Origin of the sequence: Qipengyuania gaetbuli, assembly GCF_020171365.1 — a bacterium.
In the GTDB taxonomy this organism is placed as follows: domain Bacteria; phylum Pseudomonadota; class Alphaproteobacteria; order Sphingomonadales; family Sphingomonadaceae; genus Qipengyuania; species Qipengyuania gaetbuli_B.
Window position 1 is genome coordinate 368,348 of the sequence record NZ_JAIUZO010000002.1, and the last position, 18,952, is coordinate 387,299.

Below are 18,952 nucleotides of genomic sequence, written 5' to 3' on the forward strand. Positions count from 1 at the left end.
TCAGTAAGAATTTGGCTGGATTCTGCGGATTCTACAACTTGTGCTATAGATAAACCCGGTCGCCCAGAACGGACAGGTCGCGCTCGTAGCAATTCTATGGGAGACCCGCCTTGCCTACTTACCGCTTTCTTGCCGCCCTCGCCATTTCCGCCACCCTGGCTGTCACGGCCAGTGCCGGTCCGCCTGCGGGCAAGGGCGGCGGAAAAGGCGAAAAGGGAGATCCGGCCGACTTCCAGCCCGAAATCCTCTACCAGTACAATGGCCGAAAATCCCAAGATGTGCGCCTGACCGACATCAGCGGCTCGTCCTATGTAACCGTCCATTCCGCAGCGCAGGCGCAGCTCGACGGATTTGTCGCGTCCGACGAGGAATTCGCGATGATTGCCTATGCGGAAGCCGGCGATGTCTACCTGACCAGCTGGACCGCATCCCCGGTCACGATCGGGGCCAAGACGCTCATCTCGGCCCGTGTCGATAGGGCGCCTGGTTCTGGGCGCGTACACTGGATGGAATTCTCGCCCGACGGCACGCGGCTGGTCTTCACCGAAAGTTCGAGCGAACCGGACAATCTTTGGTCCAACGATGCACGCCGCCTCTGGGTGTACGACATCGTCAGTGGTGACCTTGCACCGGTCCTTTGGGACTTCAGTATTCTCGACGTAGCCTGGAGCCCTTTTGACAGCGAGGACAATGTCGTTTTTTTTACGGGTGGAGCGGTCGGGGTGGAATATCCCGAGCACCTGTACCGCTTCGACATGGGAACGGGTGAACTGACACCGTTCCTCGACTATGGCGAGCATTTTACCAGTCGCTATTTCGACATCACCGGTAGACACGCACAAGGCGCGCCGAAGATCGTCATGGCCTACAAGGAAGCGGACGGGCGCGACTACATCCGCATTTACAATTTTTCGGGAAATCGCCTCAACGAAAGCTGGATGTCGCGCGGTGACATCCTCAGCTTCGATTGTTCGGGAACCAGAGTAGTCGGCAAAGACGAAGGATCGACCGGGACCAACCTGACGATCACCGAGCTGGGGGGCAGCGTAAGTGGCTTCCTTTCGGGCCGCGGCGTGCACTCGGTCTCCGACTGGATGTCGCGCAACCCCTGCTAAGAAGCCAGCTCAGCTCAACCGGTCGCGGAAGGTCTCGTAGCCGAACTCCTTCACCAGCTCGAGCTGGTCGGTGTCGCTGTCCCACAGCCAGATGCTGGGCAGCTGCACGCCGTTGAAAGTGTTGGTCTTGACCATCGAATAATGCGCCTGGTCGAGGAAGGCGAAGCGCTTGCCGATCTCCGCGCCGCCCGGGATGCGGTAGTCGCCGATCACGTCGCCTGCGAGGCAGGAAGGACCGCCGATGCGCACTTCGGGTGTCTCTTGGTCGGTCGCCTCGCCCAGCATGGCCGGGCGATAGGGCGCTTCGATCACGTCGGGCATGTGGCAGGTGGCGGAAATGTCCGCCACCGCGACCGGCAGGCCGTTGTATCCGGTGTCGAGGATCGTGCCCACGAGGATGCCTGCATCCAGCGCCACCGCCTCGCCCGGTTCGAGATAGATTTCCGCGCCCGTGTCTTCCTTGGCGTCACGCAGGAACTCGACCAGTTCCTCGCGCTGGTAGTCGGCACGGGTGATGTGGTGGCCGCCGCCCATGTTGATCCACTTGAGCTGGCCGAACCACGGTTCGATCGCGTCGAAGACCTTGTCCCAGGTTTCGTGGAGCGGCTCGAAATCCTGCTCGCACAGATTGTGGAAGTGGATGCCGTCGACCTGCTCCATGATCTCGGGCGTGAGCTGGTCGATCGGGAAGCCGAGACGGCTGCCGGGGCTGGAGGGATCGTAGCGCGGCACTTCGCCTGTGGGATGCTGCGGATTGATGCGCAGGCCCACGTCGAAGCTCTGCCCTGCCGCGCGCGCCGCCTCGAGGATCAGCGAGGCGCGTTCGAGCTGGCCGGGGGAATTGAAGATCACATGGTCGGACAGGCGGCAGACCTCTTCCAGTTCCTCCGGCTTGTAGGCGGCGGAATAGGTGGCGATCTCGCCGTCGTAGAATTCGGAAGCGAGCCGGGCTTCCCAAAGGCCCGAGGTGCACACGCCGTCGAGATACTCGCCGATGATCGGCGCGGTGGCCCACATGGAGAACGCCTTCAGAGCGGCGAGCACCTTGATGTCGGCGGCATCGCGGATGTCGGCGAGCACCTGGCAATTGGCGCGCAGCTTGGCCGCATCCACCACGAATGCGGGGCTGTCCACGCGGGAGAGGTCGAAATGGGCAAAGGCCCCCGGGTCGCCGGCTTTGGTTTCCATGGGGCGCGACTTAGGGTGCGCAGGGGCCGAGGGGAAGAGGCTAGTCGCCCGCCCCGCCCGCAGGCGCATCCACGCCGAAGCGGATCACGCGGTTGCCGTAGACGTCGATCATGTAGGCGCGCCCCGCACTGTCGAGCGCGATGTCGTGGCCGAGGCTCGCGCCCTCGCCCTCCAGAGCGAGGTCGAAGCTGCGCTCCACCGTGCCGTCGGGCCGGTAGACGCGGACCATGGCGCCGGTGCGGTCGAGCATGTCGCGCCCTTCGACCGCCAGCACCCAGCCCCCGCCGAGCGGTTTGACACTGTAGGTATGACCGCGCTCCAGCCCGCGCCACTGGCCGAGCGGTTCGCCTTCGGTCGAGAAGACGGAAATCCGCGCATTCTCGCGGTCCGCGACATAGACCCGCTCGCCATCGGTGGAGACGGCGTGGGGCAGGTCGAGTTCGCCCGCATCCTCGCCCGGACCGCCCCATTCGCCGAGGTATTTGCCCTCGCGGTCGAACAGCGCGACGCGGGTGTTCACATAGCCGTCTGCGACCAGCACCCTGTCACCGAGGAAATCGACGTCGGCAGGCCGTCCAAAGTGGCCGGAGTCCTCGCCGCTTTCGCCGCGCACGCCCATGACCAGCTCTTCCTCGCCGTCATGCGAGAAGCGCAGCACCTGTTCGCGCGCGACATCGGTGATCCAGATGTCGTCCTCTGCGTCCACCGACAGGCCGTGCGGCATGATGAACTGCCCCGCGCCCCAGCGCGCCAGCAACTGCCCTTCCTGCGAGAACATGAAGACCGTGTCCTCGGCAATCGGCTTGGTGGTGAAAGGCTCTTCCCATTCGCGGCCCGCGCGGTGGAGCACGAAGACGTGGCCGTGGCTGTCGATATCGACCGCGCTCGGCTGGCCGAAAATCGCATCGGTTGGGATCGAGGGCCAGTCGGCATCGACTTCAGCGCGTGGCGCTTCCTCGCGCGGGGCGCTGGTGCAGGATGCCAGCAACGCGGCGCCGATGATGACGTGAAATCCCCTCATGGGAGGGGAGGATTACGCGCCTGCCGCCCCGCCGCAAGCCCGAACACGAAAAAGGGCGGGAATGGCCTTCGCCGCCCCGCCCCCTTTTCTCCTGGCGAAAAGGATTACTTCTCTTCGTCCGCCCGGTAGACCAGCGCCCGCACGGCTCCTTCGTAGGAGAAACCGCGCGACATCATCGCTTCGTGCCCGCTGCGCCAGTTGGACGCACCGAAACCGGTGTAGATGGTGGTGACCGAGGTGCCGGCCACGATGGTGTCGTGGCTCTGCCCGATGGGTTCGGGATCGACCGTCACCAGCGCGTAACGCTCGTTCTCCTGCGGCACGAACTGTACCGACAGGAGGCCCGGGCGGAACATATACTGGTCGCGCGCGAAGGAGCGGGTTTCCGCGCCTTCGGCATCGAGCAGCACCACCCGCGGCGAAAGCACGCGGGCCAGTTCCAGACCCGCACCCAGTTCCACCATCTTCGTACGGCCGGCATCCGGCAGGGCAAAGACCATGTAGGGCGCGGAAACGCCGTTGCGTTCGAGGCACGGACCGGACGCGGAGAGCTGGCTGTCGAGCACCCAGATCTTCTTGTCCTTGTCCGGCGTCAGGCTGACTGCCGTCACCGTTTCCGGCGTCGAGACGCAGTCCGCCCGGTCGAACGACAGCGTTGCCGGCTGGATCGGCACCGTGGTCGCGCAGCCGGCCAGCATGGCCGAGGCTGCTGCCAGAAGAAGCAGTTTGGTCCGCATCGCGGCCTCCCTTACTTCATCAGGCGGACAGCGGCGTCTGCAACCTGCTTGAGCGCATCGTCGATACCTTCGGCGAGACGCTCGGGCTGCGAGATCATGTCCTCACGGTTCTGGAACACGAATTCCGGATTCGGCGCGAGCGTGACGATGCCTGCCTGCGCGTCGACCGGATTGTAGACGATGCGGTTTTCCATCAGCGTCTTGCCGGTCGCTGCATCGACCATCTTCACGTCGGCCGCGACCGTCGGACGCCACATCTGGTTGCCCGCGTTGACATAGCCGTAGCCGGTCACGTTGAAGTCGATCAGTGCCTGCGCACCGGCGGGTGCCACCGGATACTTTTCAAGGAAAGCGCGCTTTTCGCGGTCCGGACCCTGAAGCATCGCGCCCTTGATGCCGGCATCGGCAAGCGCGCCGATCAGGTGGGCTTCGAACGTGGCTTCGGGCGTGTGGTTCACGCTGGCGAGCGCTTCGTTCACGCGATCCTTGCGCGAATCCTGCACACCGGCGTCGATCAGCGCGCCGAGCAGGCCGAAATTGCCCATGGTGGATGCCGCTTCGTAAGCGATCGCTTCGTCGGGCAGCGTGTCGTCGACGATGCCGACCGACGTCACCGGAACGGCAGGCGCGGTATAGGGCGTGCCGACATAGGGCGACGCGCAGGCGCCAAGGCTCAGCAGCCCGAGGGCTGCGATAGATTTTTTCATGGAAGTACGTCCCCTTAAAACCGGGCGAATTATTCCGTCCCGGTGTCCCTGTTAGACGCGCGCAGGTATATATACTCGCCAAATCCGGTCAATCGTATTCACGCAAGTATTCGGGGCAGAAAAAAGCCGGCGTGACCGTAAGGACACGCCGGCTTTAACTTGGGTTAAATTCCGCAAATACGGATAGGGCTAGAAATCGACCGGACCGTCCAGTTCCTTTACGTGCCACGGCAGGCCATGGGCATTGAGCATGTCCATGAATGGATCGGGGTCCATTTCTTCCATGTTGAACACGCCATCGCCGGCCCACTTGCCGGTGACCATCATGGCCGAACCGATCATCGCGGGTACGCCCGTGGTATAGGACACCGCCTGGTTGCCGGTTTCCTCGTAAGCCGCTTCGTGGCTGCAGATATTGTTGATGTAGAAGGTCTTCTCGCCCGACCCGTCGAGCGCCTCGCCGGTGGCGATGACACCGATATTGGTGTTGCCCTTGGTCGTTTCGCCCAGCGTTTCGGGCTTGGGCAGGACGGCGGCAAGGAACTGCAGCGGGATGATTTCCTTGCCCTTGTACTTGATCGGATCGATCCGCGTCATGCCGACGTTCTGCAGCACGGTCAGGTGCTTGATGTATTCATCGCCGAAGGTCATCCAGAAGCGCGCACGCTCCATCTCCGGATTGAACTTGGCGAGGCTTTCCAGCTCCTCGTGATACATCATGTACATGTTCTTGGGGCCGACGCCTTCGAAGTCGAATTCGACCTTCTTCGCCATCGCCGGGGTTTCGACGAATTCGCCGTTTTCCCAATGACGCGCGGGCGCGGTCACTTCGCGGATGTTGATTTCGGGGTTGAAGTTGGTGGCGAAGGCCTGGCCATGATCGCCGCCGTTGCAGTCAAGGATGTCGAGCTGGCGGATGGTCTTCAGCTTGTGCTTCTTCAGCCACATGGTGAAGACGCTGGTGACGCCCGGATCAAAGCCCGAACCCAGCAGCGCCATCAGCCCTGCTTCCTTGAAGCGGTCGTGATAGGCCCACTGCCAGTGGTATTCGAACTTGGCCTCGTCCTTGGGCTCGTAGTTCGCGGTGTCGAGATAGGACACACCCGCCTCGAGGCAGGCGTCCATGATCGGCAGGTCCTGGTACGGCAGCGCGAGGTTCACGACGAGGCTCGGCTGCACCTTGCGGATCAGATTGACCATCGCCGGCACTTCCTCGGCATCGATCTCGTAGGTCGCCACGTCGACGCCCGTGCGGTCCTTCACCGAAGCGGCGATCGCATCGCACTTGCTCTTGGTGCGGCTGGCCAGGTGGATATCGGTGAAGATGTCCTTGTTCATCGCCATCTTGTGAACGCAGACCGAGCTTACGCCGCCTGCCCCGATGACCAGTACTGTCGACATGATGGAAACCTCTTGGATGAATTCGATTCTCGCGCGCCCTCTAACGCAATGCCCGTGATGCGCCAAACGATCCGCGAAACCTGTTTCCTAACGCGTGCGGCGCAGCGATAGTCGCGCCATGGCGAAACTGCGAAATCCTGCCCTGCCTGCGTTGATGCACCGCTTTGCGCAGGCGCGCGCTTTTCTTCTCCAGGACCGTGTTCCATGTGTTCCATCCTGTATGCCATGCCGAGGGAGTATCCGACTTTGACCGAGCAGCGCGAACCGACCCGCGACGGCGTGCTGGCAGCCGCCCGCTCCATCGCCGCGATCCTTCCCCCGGCGCCGCTGCTGCCGGTCGAGATCGGGGGCGTCACGGCCCATGTGAAAGCAGAGAGCCTGCAACCGGTCGGCGCCTTCAAGATCAGGGGCGGCTGGTGGCGCCTGTCCAACCTTACCGAGGAAGAGCGGGAGCGCGGCGTGGTCGCCGTCTCCTCCGGCAATCATGCGCAAGGGGTTGCCTGGGCGGCACGCCGCCTGGACATCGCCGCGACCATCGTGATGCCGCGCAATGCGCCCAAGGTGAAGCTGGAGGCGACCCGCGCGCTGGGGGCCGAAATCGTCCTCTACGAACGCCCCGGCGAAGACCGCGACGAGGTTGCCGCCAAGCTCGTAGCGGAACGCGGCAGCGTGCTTGTGCACGCTTTCGGCGATCCGTGGGTGATCGAGGGCCAGGGCAGCGCGGGCGTGGAGATCGAGGCGCAGCTCGGCCATGCGCCTTCGCGGCTGGTCGTGTGCTGCGGCGGCGGAGGCCTTGCAGCAGGCCTCGCCCTCGCTTGCCCCGAAAGCGCGATCCACGTGGTCGAGCCCGAAGGCTGGGACATGGTCGGCCGCTCGCTGGCAGCAGGCGAGATCGTACGGGCCGGAGCGAACCCGCCGGCCACCATCTGCGATGCGCTGCAGCCCGATGCGACGAAGCCGATCAACCTCGCCGTGCTGCAAGGCCGCGCAGAGCCGGGCGTTGCCGTCACCGACGAGGAAGTGCGTGCAGCCCAGCGTTTCGCCTTTGCGAAGCTCAACCTTGTGGTCGAACCGGGCGGCGCAGCAGCGCTGGCAGCAGCGCTGGCGGGCAAGGTGCCGGTGGATGCGGACACGGTGATCATGGTGACGGGCGGCAATACCGACGCCGCCAGCTTTGCCGCCACGATAGGTGGCGATTGACAACCGGCAGCAGGCAAAGCACCTCTGGCGTCCTTACAGGGAGGGAGTTTCACTGATGCAGGCTCAAATGCTCGCACCGGCTGCGGTGCTCGTCGTATGGTCGCTGGCCATGCTGTTCTGGACGGCGTTCACGCGCTTTCCCGCCATGAAGAAGAGCGGGATGGACCTCGCCAACGCCAAGCCGGGCGGCCGCGGGCAGGACCTCGAAGGCGTCGTTCCGGACAAGGTCCAGTGGAAATCGCACAACTACGCCCACCTGATGGAACAGCCAACGCTGTTCTATGCCGTCACCATGATCATCGCGCTGATGGGAGCAGCCGCCGGTGACGTGACTGCGGCGTGGATCTACGTGGGCCTCAGGGTCATCCACTCGGTCTGGCAGGCAACCGTGAACGTGGTGTCGGTGCGCTTCATGCTGTTCATCGCATCGACGCTGGCGCTGCTCTACCTCGCCTATCGCGCGCTCGCGCTTACCCTCTTCGCCTGATCGGGAGAAGCATGATGGATATCGCCCATTCGCCCATCCTCCAGCCCGTCGTGATCCTGTTTGCCTGGACCATGGTGATGTGGATCTGGATGTACGCCACCCGCATTCCGGCAATGAGCCGCAATCCCAAGCTCGACCCGGTGAACATGGTCGGCTCGACCGGCGCGGGATTGCGCGCCGAACTGCCGGACAAGGTCAACTGGAAGGCCGACAACTACAACCACCTGCACGAGGCGCCGACCGTGTTCTACGCGGTCGCCCTGGTGCTGGCGATCACCGGTTGGGGCGTCGGGATGAACGCGCTTCTGGCGTGGATCTACGTCGGGCTGCGCATCATCCACTCGCTCGTCCAGGCGACGAGCAACAGGGTGCTGGTGCGCTTCGTACTGTTCGCCCTGTCGAGCGTGGTGCTGATGGCGCTGATCTTCCACGCCGCCATCGTGACGTTCGACATCCACTTCTGACGCCGGAAAACGGGGCGGCGGGGCTTACTCCGCCGCTTCGCGCTCCGCGACGTCCAGCGTGGCGAGGAAGCGTTCCGCATCGAGCGCTGCCATGCAGCCCGTTCCGGCTGCGGTCACCGCCTGGCGATAGGTGTGATCCATGACGTCGCCGGCCGCGAAGACGCCGGGGATCGAGGTCTTGGGGGTGCCCGGTTCGACGACAAGATAGCCGCTGTCGTCCATCGGCAGCTTGCCCTTGAACAGTTCGGTCGCCGGCGCATGGCCGATGGCGACAAAGGCCCCGTCGCAGGAGAAGTTGCTGTCCTCGCCCGTCACGGTATCGCGGAGCCGCAGGTGCGACAGAGCGCCGTTCTCGCCGGCCTCGAAGCTCTCGACCGTCTTGTTCCACAGGACCGAGATCTTGGGATGGTTGAGCAGGCGGTCCTGCAGGATCTTCTCCGCCCGCAGCTCGTCGCGGCGGTGGATCAGCGTCACGTCATCCGAATGGTTGGTAAGGTAGAGCGCTTCCTCGACCGCGGTATTGCCGCCGCCGATCACCGCGACCTTCTTGCCGCGGTAGAAGAACCCGTCGCAGGTCGCGCAAGCCGATACGCCCTTGCCGCCCAGTTCCATTTCGCCCGGAACGCCGAGCCACTTGGCCTGTGCCCCGGTAGCGATGACCAGCACGTCTCCGATGTATTCGTCGCCGCTGTCACCGATCGCGCGGAAGGGCGATCCGTTGGCAAGATCGACCTCGACGATCGTGTCCCACATCATGCGCGTGCCGACATGCTCGGCCTGCGCTTTCATCTCTTCCATGAGCCAGGGGCCCTGGATGACGTCGCGGAAGCCGGGATAGTTCTCGACATCGGTGGTGATCGTCAGCTGCCCGCCGGGCTGGAGGCCCTGCACCACGATCGGTTCCATCATCGCGCGCGCGCCGTAAATGGCGGCGGAATAGCCGGCAGGGCCGGAGCCGATGATGAGCATCTTGGTGCGGTGGGTAGCCATGGGTCAGTCTCTGTTGGTCTGGGTAGAAATCGAAGGCGCTATATGGGGAGTGATCGCCCCGGTGTCACGCCAGGTAGGCGCTGCGGAGGCGTTCACGCACAGGCTCATCCACACCTAAGACACCGCTAATGAAGGCATCGAGCGAGCCGTGGTCCGCCTCGACCTCGCGCCAGAAGGTGTGAAGGTAATCCTCATGCACCCCGAGCAGCGCCTTGACCGCGGCATCGTCGAGCTTACGGCCGAGCCTTTCCTCGATACCCGGGACGGACTGGGCGGCAAGCACGTCCATGCTGGGTGCTTCGTTGGTGCGCAGGAATTCGGCCATCTGCCGGTCCCTGTCGACCCCGAGGATGTGCAGGAGAAGCATCGCCGCCACGCCCGTGCGATCCTTGCCCGCGAAGCAATGGACGAGGCTTGCCCCTTCGCGTTCCGCCAAGATGCGCAAATAGCGGCCGAACATGTCGATCATGGCCGGGTTGCGCGGCATGCGCGTGTATACTGCCATCATCCGCTGGCGGGCGAATTCGGCCGTGGTCGTGTGTTCGTCGACATCCATGTGCGGCGGGCTCGAACTGGTCTCGCCCTCGTAGAACACGACCTCGCCGTCGAAGCCTTCCACCCGGCGGCAAGGATGGCGTTCACGCTCGCTCTCGCCGCGAAGGTCGATGACGGTGCGGATATGGAGGTCTGCGATCGCCCGCAGGTCGGCATCGCTCGCATCCACGTGCTGGCCCGAACGCCACAGCAACCCGCTTTTCACTCGCGCACCCTCGCCGGTCTCCCACCCGCCGTAGTCGCGGAAGTTGTGAATGCCGTCGGTGCTGATGAAGGGATCGCGAATCATGCCGGCGGGTGTGGCAGGCGCAGGCGCGCCCCGCAATGCGCGGCTAGTGGCAAACGCGTAAGCGCGCGGAAGGGATGATTTGGGGCTTGCGCGGCTATCGCGGCGGCGGACCGGGAACAGGGAAGCTGGAGAATTCTGAATGGCGCGCATCCTGATAGTGGACGACGATGAAATCGTTGCCGACATGGCGAGCAAGCTCTTGTTCGATGCAGGCCATGTCTGCGGCTGGGTTGCCGATGGTGAACGCGCGCTCGAGATCCTCCGCTGGCGCAGGCCCGACCTGCTGCTGCTCGACCATGACATGCCCGGCCTGACCGGAGCGCAGGTCCTGCGCTCGCTGCGCAGTTCGGCGGAGACCTACGACCTGCCCGTGATCATGTTCACGGGCCTGACCGGCGCGGAGGACGAACAGTACGCCTATTACAACGGCGCCCAGGCCTTTATTCGCAAGCCCTTCAACGCGAAGATGCTGCTGCACGAGGTCAACCTCGTCCTCAAGGCGAGAGCCGAGCGACCGCAACATCGCTCGCTCAGCGAACATCTCGAACAGGCAGCAGGTCGCTGGCGGGACTCGCCCGAAAAGCGGATAATGCTCTAGCGCGCGCCTGCCGCATCGAGATCGCGCAGGAAGTCCTCAGTCCAGGACTGGACGTTGTCGTCGCGCACCGTGCCGATCAATTTCCCGTACCGCTCCCGGCGCTCCGCCAAGGGCATATCGAGCGCGATGCGGATCGCGTGTGACAAATCATCCGGGCTGTGCGGATTGACGAGGACGGCGTCACCCAACTGGGCGGCCGCCCCGGCAAAACGCGACAGGATCAGGACGCCCGGATCCTCGGGATCCTGCGCCGCCAAATATTCCTTGGCCACCAGGTTCATCCCGTCACGCAGGGGGGTGACGAGTCCGATCTTCGATGCCCGGAAGAAACCGAACAGTTCCGCGTGGCTGTAGCCGCGGTTCACGTAGCGCACCGGGACGAGGTCGACCTCGCTGCGAGCGCCGTTGATGTGGCCGGCCTTACGTTCGAGAAGGGCGCGGATTTCCTTGTAGCTCTCGACGTCCTCGCGGCTGGGTGGCGCCACCTGTACAAATACAAGATCGCGCACCCGGTCCGGATGCCGGTCGAAGAAGCGCGAGATTCCGTCGAGCCTTTCCGGTAGCCCCTTGGAATAATCCAGCCGGTCGACGCCGATCATGGCCGTGCGGTGGCGTGTCGAACTCATCAGGCGCTGCTGCGCCTGGCGCGCCTCACCCGTTTCACCAAGAGCGCTGAAGTGATCCCAGTCGATACCGATGGGATAGGCCCGCGCCACAGTCGTGCGGCCCTCGAGGGTCACCGCGCCGCTGTCGTCGTCGACCTCTGCCCCGAGCTCGGTGCGGCAGTAATGCAGGAAGCTTTCGAGCCATTCCTTGGTCTGGAAGCCGAGCAGGTCGTAGTGCAGCATTGTGCGCACCAGTCGCTCGTGAAAGGGCAGAGACACGAACAGCCGGGTTGGCGGCCACGGAATATGAAGGAAGAAGCCGATCCGGTTCTTCAGGCCCCGCGCACGCAGGCGTTCGCCGAGCGGGATGAGGTGGTAGTCGTGGATCCAGACGACGTCTTCCGGTTCCACCAGCGGTTCGAGCATCTGCGCGAAGCGTTCGTTGACGCGTTCGTATCCCTTGCCCGTTTCGCGTTCGTATTCGGCAAGGTCGAGGCGATAGTGGAACAGCGGCCAGAGCGTCGAATTCGCGTAGCCATTGTAGTATTCGTCGACATCACGTTTCGACAGGTCGATCGTGGCAGTGGTGACCCCGTCAGTGGTCTGGGTGGAGATTTCGCCCGTTTGCTGTTCGACTTCCTGTCCGCTCCAGCCGAACCAGACGCCGCTACGCTTTTTCAGGGCCGCATTTAAAGCCCCAGCCAGACCGCCTTGCGCCCCTGCCGCCCCGCGAGCCTTGGGGACAGCCACGCGGTTCGATACCACCACCAGGCGCGATGTCTCGCTCACGTCATCTCACCTCGCTCCAGGATTTGGACAGCAGGCCTGCCGAGTTGATAATACCGACTAGCGAGTAGGTCTGGGGGAAATTGCCCCAGAGTTCGCCCGTCTCGTAGTCGAGATCCTCGCTCAGTAGGCCTGAGCGGGTCGTGTGGCTCAGCATGGCGCAGAACAATTGCCGCGCTTCCTGGCTGCGACCGGTCAGGTAGAGAGCCTCGATCAGCCAGAAAGTGCACACGTTGAACGCGGTCTCCGGCGCCCCGAAATCGTCTTCCGCAGCATAGCGCAGCATGTGATCGCCACGCCGCAGGTCCCGTTCGACCGCGGCAAAGGTCTTCAGGAACCGCTCGTCATCGGGCTTCAGATATCGCAGTTCGACCATCTGGAGCAGGCTTGCATCGAGATAGTCGCTTTCGAAGCTGGCGCCGTAATGCTGGCCTTCCTCGCTCCAGGCATTGGCCTCGATCTTGGCGCGAATGGCCTCCGCGCGCTCCTTCCACAAGGCGGCTCGGTCGTCCTTGTCCAACTGCAAGGCGACGTTGGCAAGCCGGTCGCAGGCAGCCCAGCACATGACCGCAGAATAGGTGTGTACCTCCTGCCGCGTGCGGAATTCCCACAGGCCGGCATCCGGCTTGTCGTGCTTGGCCCAGGCCGCCTCGCCCACCTCTTCGAGATGCTCGAAATCGGTTTCGTCCGCCATGCGCAGCAATCGCGTATCGAAGAAGGCCTGCGCGGTCGGCATGACGATCTGGCCGTAACAGTCGTACTGGACCTGCTTGTAGGCCGCATTGCCCACTCGCACGGGCCCCATGCCGCGATACCCATGGAGATGCGGCGCGAAGCTTTCGTGCAGTTCCGCTTCGCCCATGACCGAGTAGAGCGGCTGGATCTGCCCGCCGCGCGCCTGGTCGATGATGTTGCGCAGGTAGGCGAGATACTTCTCGAGCACATCGAGCGCGCCCAGGCGGTTCAATGCCTGCACGGTGTAATAGCTGTCGCGGATCCAGCAGTACCGGTAGTCCCAGTTGCGCTCGCTACCCGGCGCTTCGGGCACCGAGGTGGTCAGCGCGGCCACGATCGCGCCGGTTTCCTCGTGCTGGCACAGCTTGAGCGTGATCGCGGAGCGGATGACCTCTTCCTGCCATTCGAGCGGTATGTGCAGTCCGCGGACCCAATGTTGCCAGTACTTGCGGGTATTGGCCTCCATTCGCCGCAATTCGCTTCTGAGGTTGCCCACGAACGGCTCGTCCGGGCCAAGGAAGAAATGCTGGTCGCTTTCCACGCGATAGCTTCGCCCTTCGAGCACGTAGCCGACCGGTGCATCGGTCGAGAGGCGCAGCGTTTCGTCGCCGATGCGATAGCGCACGTGATTGGTGCCGTTGGTCGTCGTCGCCTCGCCAGCCCCGTAGCCGTGCATCGGGGCCAGCCTGACACGGACCCGCGGTGCGCCGGCTATCGGCCGGATGATGCGAATGAATGCCACGGGGCGGTACATCCGGCCCGAACCTTCGAAACGCGGGGCAAAATCGGTGATTTCCAGCGCGCTGCCGTCCTCGGCCTCCAGCCGGGTCACGAGGATCGGCGTGTTGCGCACGTAATGCTGGGTGGCGGAAACCTGCCCTTCCAGTTCGAACCGCCAGACGCCCTGGTCCTGCCGGTCGCCGTTGAGGAGTGCGCAAAAAGCCGGATCGCCGTCTACCCGCGGGATGCATCCCCAGACGAAACCACCCGTCTCGTCGACGAGGGCGCTGACCTGGCAATTGCCGATGGGCGACAGTTCGAGCGAGCTTCCTATTTCTACAACTCCAGCCACTGGTGGACAGCGGTCACGCTGCCCAGGTGATAGCGCGCATTCTTGCTGGCCCGTTCGCCGACCGCAATGCCGAACCCTCCGCATTCGATTGCGGCGGCCATTCCGTCCTCGTCGGTCACATCATCTCCGATGAAGATGGGGCATGCTCCTGCAAAAGTCGTTTCCGCAAGGAAGGCACGCACAGCCGCTCCCTTGTTTGCCCCGGGCCTGACCAGTTCGGCTATGGCCTTGCCGGTCGTGACTTCGAGTTCGAACTGCGCAGCGACATGCCGTGCGAAATCCAGAACCGCCTCACCCATCTCTGGGTTCCGCCGGAAATGGAGCGCGCCGCCATGGCTCTTCTCTTCGTAGAGAAGGTCGTGCGCCGAAGCGAAGCCGCGGAGCTGCGCCACCGCGCCCGGCGGAAGCCCTTCCGGCTCGGGTCCGACAAGCGAACCGTCCGCCCGCCTTCGGGCAACTCCGTGCGACCCCGCGCGATACAGGCGCACATCGCCCAGATGGCGCTCGAGATCGTCCAGCGCACGCCCGGAAACCAGCGCCAGCCTTCCCTCCAGCCGGTCGCGCAAGTCGTGGAGCGAGCCAACCAGCGTTTCCGGTATGTCGATGAGGCCCGGCTCTGGGGCCAGTTCTACCAGCGTACCATCGAAATCGAGAAAGAGTGCCGCAGGGGCCTGCACCAGCAGGTCCGCAAGGGGCGGGGGGGATGGAAGCGAGGATTGGCTGGCCATCGCCACCCGACTTAGCGGCTGGTGCGCCCGGGTCAAATGCTCACTGCTGCGTATCGGCCGTGGCAGGCGACAGGATAAGGTTGCCATCCTCCACCCGCCAGCCCTTCAGGCGCGAGAGGAAGTTCATTCCCAGCACGTTGGTCCGGCCTAGATTGGGTGCGATAACTGCATCGAGCCCTTCGGCGCGGATGTTCCCGAAGGCCAGGCTGGGGACCGTGGTCAGGTCTGCGGTCACGGTGCCGTTAGCGGTGCCTAGCATGACGGGCAGCCCGCCCGGCCGAGGCTGAAGTCCCGCAGCTTCGGCAGACTCGGTCGAGAACGCCGTCAGCGTTGCGCCGGTGTCGACCATCAGCCGGGTCGGCACCCCGTTCACTTCGGCACTGAGCCAGAAATGGCCGTCCGGCGCCATGGGTATGACCGTTTCCGCCCCGACGATGCTCTGCTCGGGCAAGCCGATTTCGGTCATCGTGTCGAGCCGCGGATCGAAGCGGGCGATTTGCAGGAATACGGTTACGAGGATGCCGACAAGCGCCAGCGTGCTGAGCGTGCGCACGGCGCGCCCACCAGCCACTTCCCGCCGGAGCATGGCCGATCCGATCCAGCCGAGTAGCAGGGCCGCGACCGTGGCTACGAGGAGACCCGAGCGCGGAATCGCCCGGATAAGCTCAGCACCCGCGTCGATAATTGCCTGTGGCTCCATAGCTCTGTCCTAGCGCAGCATTGCTTGCGCCGCGATGACTGTCACGGGGCTTCACGCTGCTCGCTCGCCTGGGCCAAGGTAACGGAAAAGCGTTCCTCTTCGTCGGTCCATCGCTCGAGCGGGGTCCAGCCGCCAGCGAGCAGCATGAGATTTGCACTGCGCCGCGTGAACTTGTGGCTGTTCTCCGTGTGGATCGTTTCGCCCTTATCCATCGTGAACTTCTCGCCGGACACGGAAAACACGATGTCTTTCGTCGCCTCGAGATGCATCTCGATGCGGGCAAAATCATCGTTCCAGATGGCGCGGTGGACCAGGTCGCCGGTCGGAATAGTACCGTCGAGTTCGCGATTGATCCGCTCGGCAAGGTTGAGGTTGAAGCGGGCCGTAACGCCCTTCGCGTCGTCATAGGCCGCCTCGAGCACCGCCTGGTCCTTTACCAGGTCCATCCCGATCAGCAGCATCGGCCGTTCGCCCCGGCTGCCACGAAGTGTCGCACGCATCGAACGCAGGAGGTCGACCGCCGTACGCGGCACCATGTTTCCGATCGTGGAACCCGGAAAGAAACCAAGCTTCTTCAGCGGCGCGATGGCATCGGGCAGCTCCACCTCGCGCATGAAGTCCGCTTCTACCGGATGGACCGGCAATCCCGGAAACTTGCGCGCGAGGGCAGCAGAGGAAGAGCGCAGGAAATCGCCCGATATGTCCAGCGGGACATAGGCGCCCGGCTCGATTGCCGACAGCAGCAGCGGCGTCTTCACCGAACTTCCCGACCCGAACTCGACAACTGCCCTCCCCGGCCCGATCAGGCGACGGAAGTCCGCGCCATGGCTGCGCAGGATCTCCGTTTCGGCGCGGGTGGGGTAATATTCCTCCAGCCGCGTGATTTCTTCGAACAGGGCCGATCCCGCATCGTCATAGAACCATCGCGCAGGAACCGCTTTCTGGCGTTGGCGCAGGCCGGTCAGCACGTCGGCGCGGAACGCGCGGTCGACGCCATCCTCGTCCAGGTCGACGAGAGCGATCCCTTGTGTCGGCGTCATATGTCCCTCGCGAGCCTGAGGCCGGTGAACTGCCAGCGCTGGTGCGGATAGAAGAAGTTGCGATAACTCGCCCGTGAATGGCCGCGCACGGTTGCACAACTGGCGCCCTTGAGGACGAACTGTCCGCTCATGAACTTGCCATTGTATTCGCCCACAGCTCCCACTGCCGGCTGGAAGCTCGGATAGGGAAGATAGGCCGAGCGGGTGAATTGCCAGCAATCGCCGAACAGGCCGGTATTGCCGCGCGGTTGCGGGGGCGCAGCGGCATCGAGCTGGTTACCACCTGCCGGGTCATGCGCAGGCTCATCCCCTTCCTGGCCTCGGGCGATGGCTTCCCATTCGAACTCGGTCGGCAAACGGTTACCGGCCCAGGTCGCAAAGGCGTCGGCCTCGAAATAGGAGATATGAGTGACAGGCGCGGCAGGATCGCGATCCTGCCAGCCACAGTGCGTGAAATGCCGGTCGTCGGCCCAGTAAAGCGGCGCAGCGATGCTGTTCTCGCGCACCCAGGCCCACCCATCCGATAGCCACAGGCTTGCCGTGCGATAGCCGCCGTCCTCCATGAACTCGGCCCATTCGCGGTTTGTCACCAGGCGCGACGACAATTCGAACGGCTGGAGCAGCACGCGATGCGCCGGACCTTCATTGTCGAATGCGAAGCCATCTTCCTGGAAGCCGATCCGCGCGACACCGCCGGGATGCGAATACCATCCATCCTCGACCTTTGCCGCCCCCTGAACTGGTTCGGACCACATCGCGGGCCAGAGCGGGTTCTGGAAGAAAGCGTGCTTGATGTCGGTCAGCAGCAATTCCTGGTGCTGCTGTTCGTGCGCGATGCCCAGTTCGATGAGGGGGGCCAGCTCTTCACGGCTGAACAGCGGCTCCATCGCCTCGTCCACAATGGCCCGCCATTCGATGACCTGTGCCAGCGTTGGCCGAGACAGCATGCCTCGCGAGAAGCGGTTTATCCGGTCGCCTTCGGCTTCGTAATAGGAATTGAAAATGAACGGCCAGCTCTCGTCGAACAGGCGGTAGCCGTCCAGGTGGTCGCGCAGGAGAAAGGTTTCCCAGAACCATGTCGTGTGCGCCAGGTGCCACTTTGCCGGAGAGGCATCCTCCATCGACTGCAAAGTGGCATCAGCTTCGGACAGGGGCGCCACCAGCGCTTCGCTCAGCCTGCGGGTTTCCGCAAAGCGGGCTGCGAGCGCGGACGGGTCGCGCGCGATACTGGCAGCATGGGACGGAATCTGACCCCTCCCTCCATCAGATCGGATGCCGGAAATCGGCAGCTGAAGGCACCATGACGCATTTCGATGACAGTTTAAAGGGTTAGCCTCTATAATCGCTCCCGCAGCTAACCTATGATAACTTATGACCTTTCAGGCGGCACGGGCGACCTGGTTGCGGCCCGATCGTTTAGCCCCGTAAAGGCCAGCATCGGCCCGGGCAAAGAGTGAAAGAGCGCCCTCGCCCGGTTCATGGGTCGCGTGGCCGGCGCTGATGGTGACATCGGGAATGGGCTCCGAATGGGTGCCCGCCTCGACCGCCCAGCGCAGGCGTTCTGCTGCATCGAGTGCTTCCCTCTCGTCGCAATCGGACAGCAGCCACAGGAACTCCTCTCCGCCGATCCGGCCAACAAGATCGCCGTCCCGCGCATGACGCAGAGCGATCTGGGCTACCCTGACAAGCACCTTGTCGCCAACTGCATGGCCATTGCGGTCGTTTACACTCTTGAAGTGATCGATATCGAACATGACGATCGAGAACGGCTTGCCCGATCCCGCCGCATCGAGAAGGGCACGGTCGAGCGCTGCCATGATCGCCCTCCTGCTCGCCAGTCCGGTGAGGGCATCGGTATCAGCCTCGCGCCGGGCCTCTTCCGCAAGCCGCAATGCTCGCGCCTTTTCTTCTTCGACCTGCTGCACGATCGCGTAATCCTCGGTGGCATCGCGTACGACCATCAGGACGCGCTCGATCTCGCCATCGGGTGAGAATACATTAAGCGCACGGGCTCTCAGTATGCGGGCCTCGCCGTCCGGCTGCATCAGTTCGAACTCGGCTGCATAAGGCTCCCGATCGGTAGCGTGCGCGGCCAAGGTCACTTCCAGCTGCATCATTCCGTCAGGCATCAGGCGCGCGAGAACTTCATCGGTCGACGCGATATCATGCGCCAGCCCCGCGATCTGGCACATTTCCTGCGACCAGAGATGCCGGCGGTCCGGCCATTCGATGCACCAGCGCCCAACCCCTGCCAGGCCCTCGACCGCCTCCAGATGCCGGATGTCACGTTCGAGTACGCGGTTCCGGCGATCCAGCTGGCATGTGCGGCGCAGGTGCCGTGCAACCAGCAGACCCAGACCGCAGCAGGCAAGGACGATCCCTGCCACTGCAGAACGCTGGTAGAATACCAGCGCAAGAAGGACCCCACTCCAGCCGATGGCGAACAGGGCCATGCCGGAGCGCGGGGCGGTCGGGGTTTCGAGTGATCGGGTGGTCCGTGCCATGGCATGATGCATGGCACGGGCCCCGATAAT

Annotated in this window: 19 protein-coding genes; 5 read left to right on the plus strand and 14 right to left on the minus strand. The window is 63.8% G+C overall.

The features are described from left to right. Nucleotides 1-110: 110 nt before the first annotated feature. Entirely contained in the window at nucleotides 111-1,115 is a 1,005-nt protein-coding gene (locus LCL94_RS02265) for a hypothetical protein (RefSeq protein ID WP_224830803.1), read from the plus strand. A 9-nt stretch (nucleotides 1,116-1,124) separates the two neighbouring features. Here LCL94_RS02265 and LCL94_RS02270 read toward each other — a convergent pair whose 3' ends face one another. The 5 genes from LCL94_RS02270 to LCL94_RS02290 all read right to left on the minus strand — a co-directional run bounded on the left by LCL94_RS02270 (nucleotide 1,125) and on the right by LCL94_RS02290 (nucleotide 6,169). Continuing rightward, nucleotides 1,125-2,303 (minus strand): carboxynorspermidine decarboxylase, encoded by a 1,179-nt coding sequence (locus tag LCL94_RS02270; RefSeq protein ID WP_224830804.1) that lies wholly within the window; start codon nucleotides 2,301-2,303, stop codon nucleotides 1,125-1,127. A 40-nt stretch (nucleotides 2,304-2,343) separates the two neighbouring features. Further along, complete coding sequence (locus tag LCL94_RS02275) at nucleotides 2,344-3,324, minus strand: peptidyl-alpha-hydroxyglycine alpha-amidating lyase family protein (RefSeq protein ID WP_224830805.1); 981 nt, start codon at nucleotides 3,322-3,324, stop codon at nucleotides 2,344-2,346. A 104-nt stretch (nucleotides 3,325-3,428) separates the two neighbouring features. Then, the gene (locus LCL94_RS02280) at nucleotides 3,429-4,061 is read right to left on the minus strand and encodes a hypothetical protein (RefSeq protein WP_224830806.1); all 633 of its coding nucleotides are present in this window, start codon (nucleotides 4,059-4,061) and stop codon (nucleotides 3,429-3,431) included. Nucleotides 4,062-4,072: 11 nt separating this feature from the next. Next, entirely contained in the window at nucleotides 4,073-4,768 is a 696-nt protein-coding gene (locus tag LCL94_RS02285; protein WP_224830807.1) for a hypothetical protein, read from the minus strand. Between the two features lie 189 nt (nucleotides 4,769-4,957). Continuing rightward, nucleotides 4,958-6,169 (minus strand): saccharopine dehydrogenase family protein, encoded by a 1,212-nt coding sequence (locus tag LCL94_RS02290; protein ID WP_224830808.1) that lies wholly within the window; start codon nucleotides 6,167-6,169, stop codon nucleotides 4,958-4,960. Nucleotides 6,170-6,373: 204 nt separating this feature from the next. Between LCL94_RS02290 and LCL94_RS02295 the strand changes: the two genes are divergently transcribed. From LCL94_RS02295 to LCL94_RS02305, 3 genes are read left to right on the plus strand one after another with little or no spacing between them, the layout of a single operon-like run. Then, on the plus strand, nucleotides 6,374-7,369 hold the full coding sequence (locus LCL94_RS02295) for a threonine/serine dehydratase (protein ID WP_224830809.1): 996 nt from the start codon (nucleotides 6,374-6,376) through the stop codon (nucleotides 7,367-7,369). Between the two features lie 55 nt (nucleotides 7,370-7,424). Next, nucleotides 7,425-7,856, plus strand: coding sequence for an MAPEG family protein (locus LCL94_RS02300; protein WP_224830810.1), 432 nt, complete (start codon nucleotides 7,425-7,427; stop codon nucleotides 7,854-7,856). Nucleotides 7,857-7,867: 11 nt separating this feature from the next. Further along, nucleotides 7,868-8,320, plus strand: coding sequence for an MAPEG family protein (locus LCL94_RS02305; protein ID WP_224830811.1), 453 nt, complete (start codon nucleotides 7,868-7,870; stop codon nucleotides 8,318-8,320). A 24-nt stretch (nucleotides 8,321-8,344) separates the two neighbouring features. Here LCL94_RS02305 and trxB read toward each other — a convergent pair whose 3' ends face one another. Continuing rightward, entirely contained in the window at nucleotides 8,345-9,310 is a 966-nt protein-coding gene (gene trxB, locus LCL94_RS02310; protein WP_224830812.1) for a thioredoxin-disulfide reductase, read from the minus strand. 64 nt (nucleotides 9,311-9,374) lie between these two features. Continuing rightward, a complete protein-coding gene (locus LCL94_RS02315; RefSeq protein WP_224830813.1) occupies nucleotides 9,375-10,154 on the minus strand; it encodes a tyrosine-protein phosphatase in 780 nt (259 codons plus the stop codon). A 139-nt stretch (nucleotides 10,155-10,293) separates the two neighbouring features. Between LCL94_RS02315 and LCL94_RS02320 the strand changes: the two genes are divergently transcribed. Further along, nucleotides 10,294-10,752: a response regulator gene (locus tag LCL94_RS02320; RefSeq protein ID WP_224830814.1), complete on the plus strand. Its 459-nt coding sequence runs from the start codon at nucleotides 10,294-10,296 to the stop codon at nucleotides 10,750-10,752. Here the strand turns inward: LCL94_RS02320 and LCL94_RS02325 are convergent. From LCL94_RS02325 to LCL94_RS02355, 7 genes are all read right to left on the minus strand, one after another. Next, entirely contained in the window at nucleotides 10,749-12,146 is a 1,398-nt protein-coding gene (locus tag LCL94_RS02325; RefSeq protein WP_224830815.1) for an alpha,alpha-trehalose-phosphate synthase (UDP-forming), read from the minus strand. The genes LCL94_RS02320 and LCL94_RS02325 overlap by 4 nt on opposite strands. A 1-nt stretch (nucleotide 12,147) precedes the next feature. Continuing rightward, nucleotides 12,148-13,950 (minus strand): glycoside hydrolase family 15 protein, encoded by a 1,803-nt coding sequence (locus LCL94_RS02330; protein WP_224830816.1) that lies wholly within the window; start codon nucleotides 13,948-13,950, stop codon nucleotides 12,148-12,150. Next, a complete protein-coding gene (gene otsB, locus LCL94_RS02335) occupies nucleotides 13,935-14,678 on the minus strand; it encodes a trehalose-phosphatase (RefSeq protein ID WP_224830817.1) in 744 nt (247 codons plus the stop codon). The genes LCL94_RS02330 and otsB overlap by 16 nt, the downstream gene beginning before the upstream one ends. 40 nt (nucleotides 14,679-14,718) lie before the next feature. Beyond that, on the minus strand, nucleotides 14,719-15,378 hold the full coding sequence (locus LCL94_RS02340) for a TIGR02281 family clan AA aspartic protease (RefSeq protein ID WP_224830818.1): 660 nt from the start codon (nucleotides 15,376-15,378) through the stop codon (nucleotides 14,719-14,721). Between the two features lie 41 nt (nucleotides 15,379-15,419). After that, on the minus strand, nucleotides 15,420-16,418 hold the full coding sequence (egtD, locus tag LCL94_RS02345; protein WP_224830819.1) for an L-histidine N(alpha)-methyltransferase: 999 nt from the start codon (nucleotides 16,416-16,418) through the stop codon (nucleotides 15,420-15,422). Next, entirely contained in the window at nucleotides 16,415-17,665 is a 1,251-nt protein-coding gene (gene egtB, locus LCL94_RS02350; protein WP_412070787.1) for an ergothioneine biosynthesis protein EgtB, read from the minus strand. Before egtB ends, egtD begins: the two co-directional genes overlap by 4 nt. Before the next feature lie 132 nt (nucleotides 17,666-17,797). Next, entirely contained in the window at nucleotides 17,798-18,922 is a 1,125-nt protein-coding gene (locus LCL94_RS02355) for a GGDEF domain-containing protein (protein ID WP_224830820.1), read from the minus strand. Nucleotides 18,923-18,952: the final 30 nt, after the last annotated feature.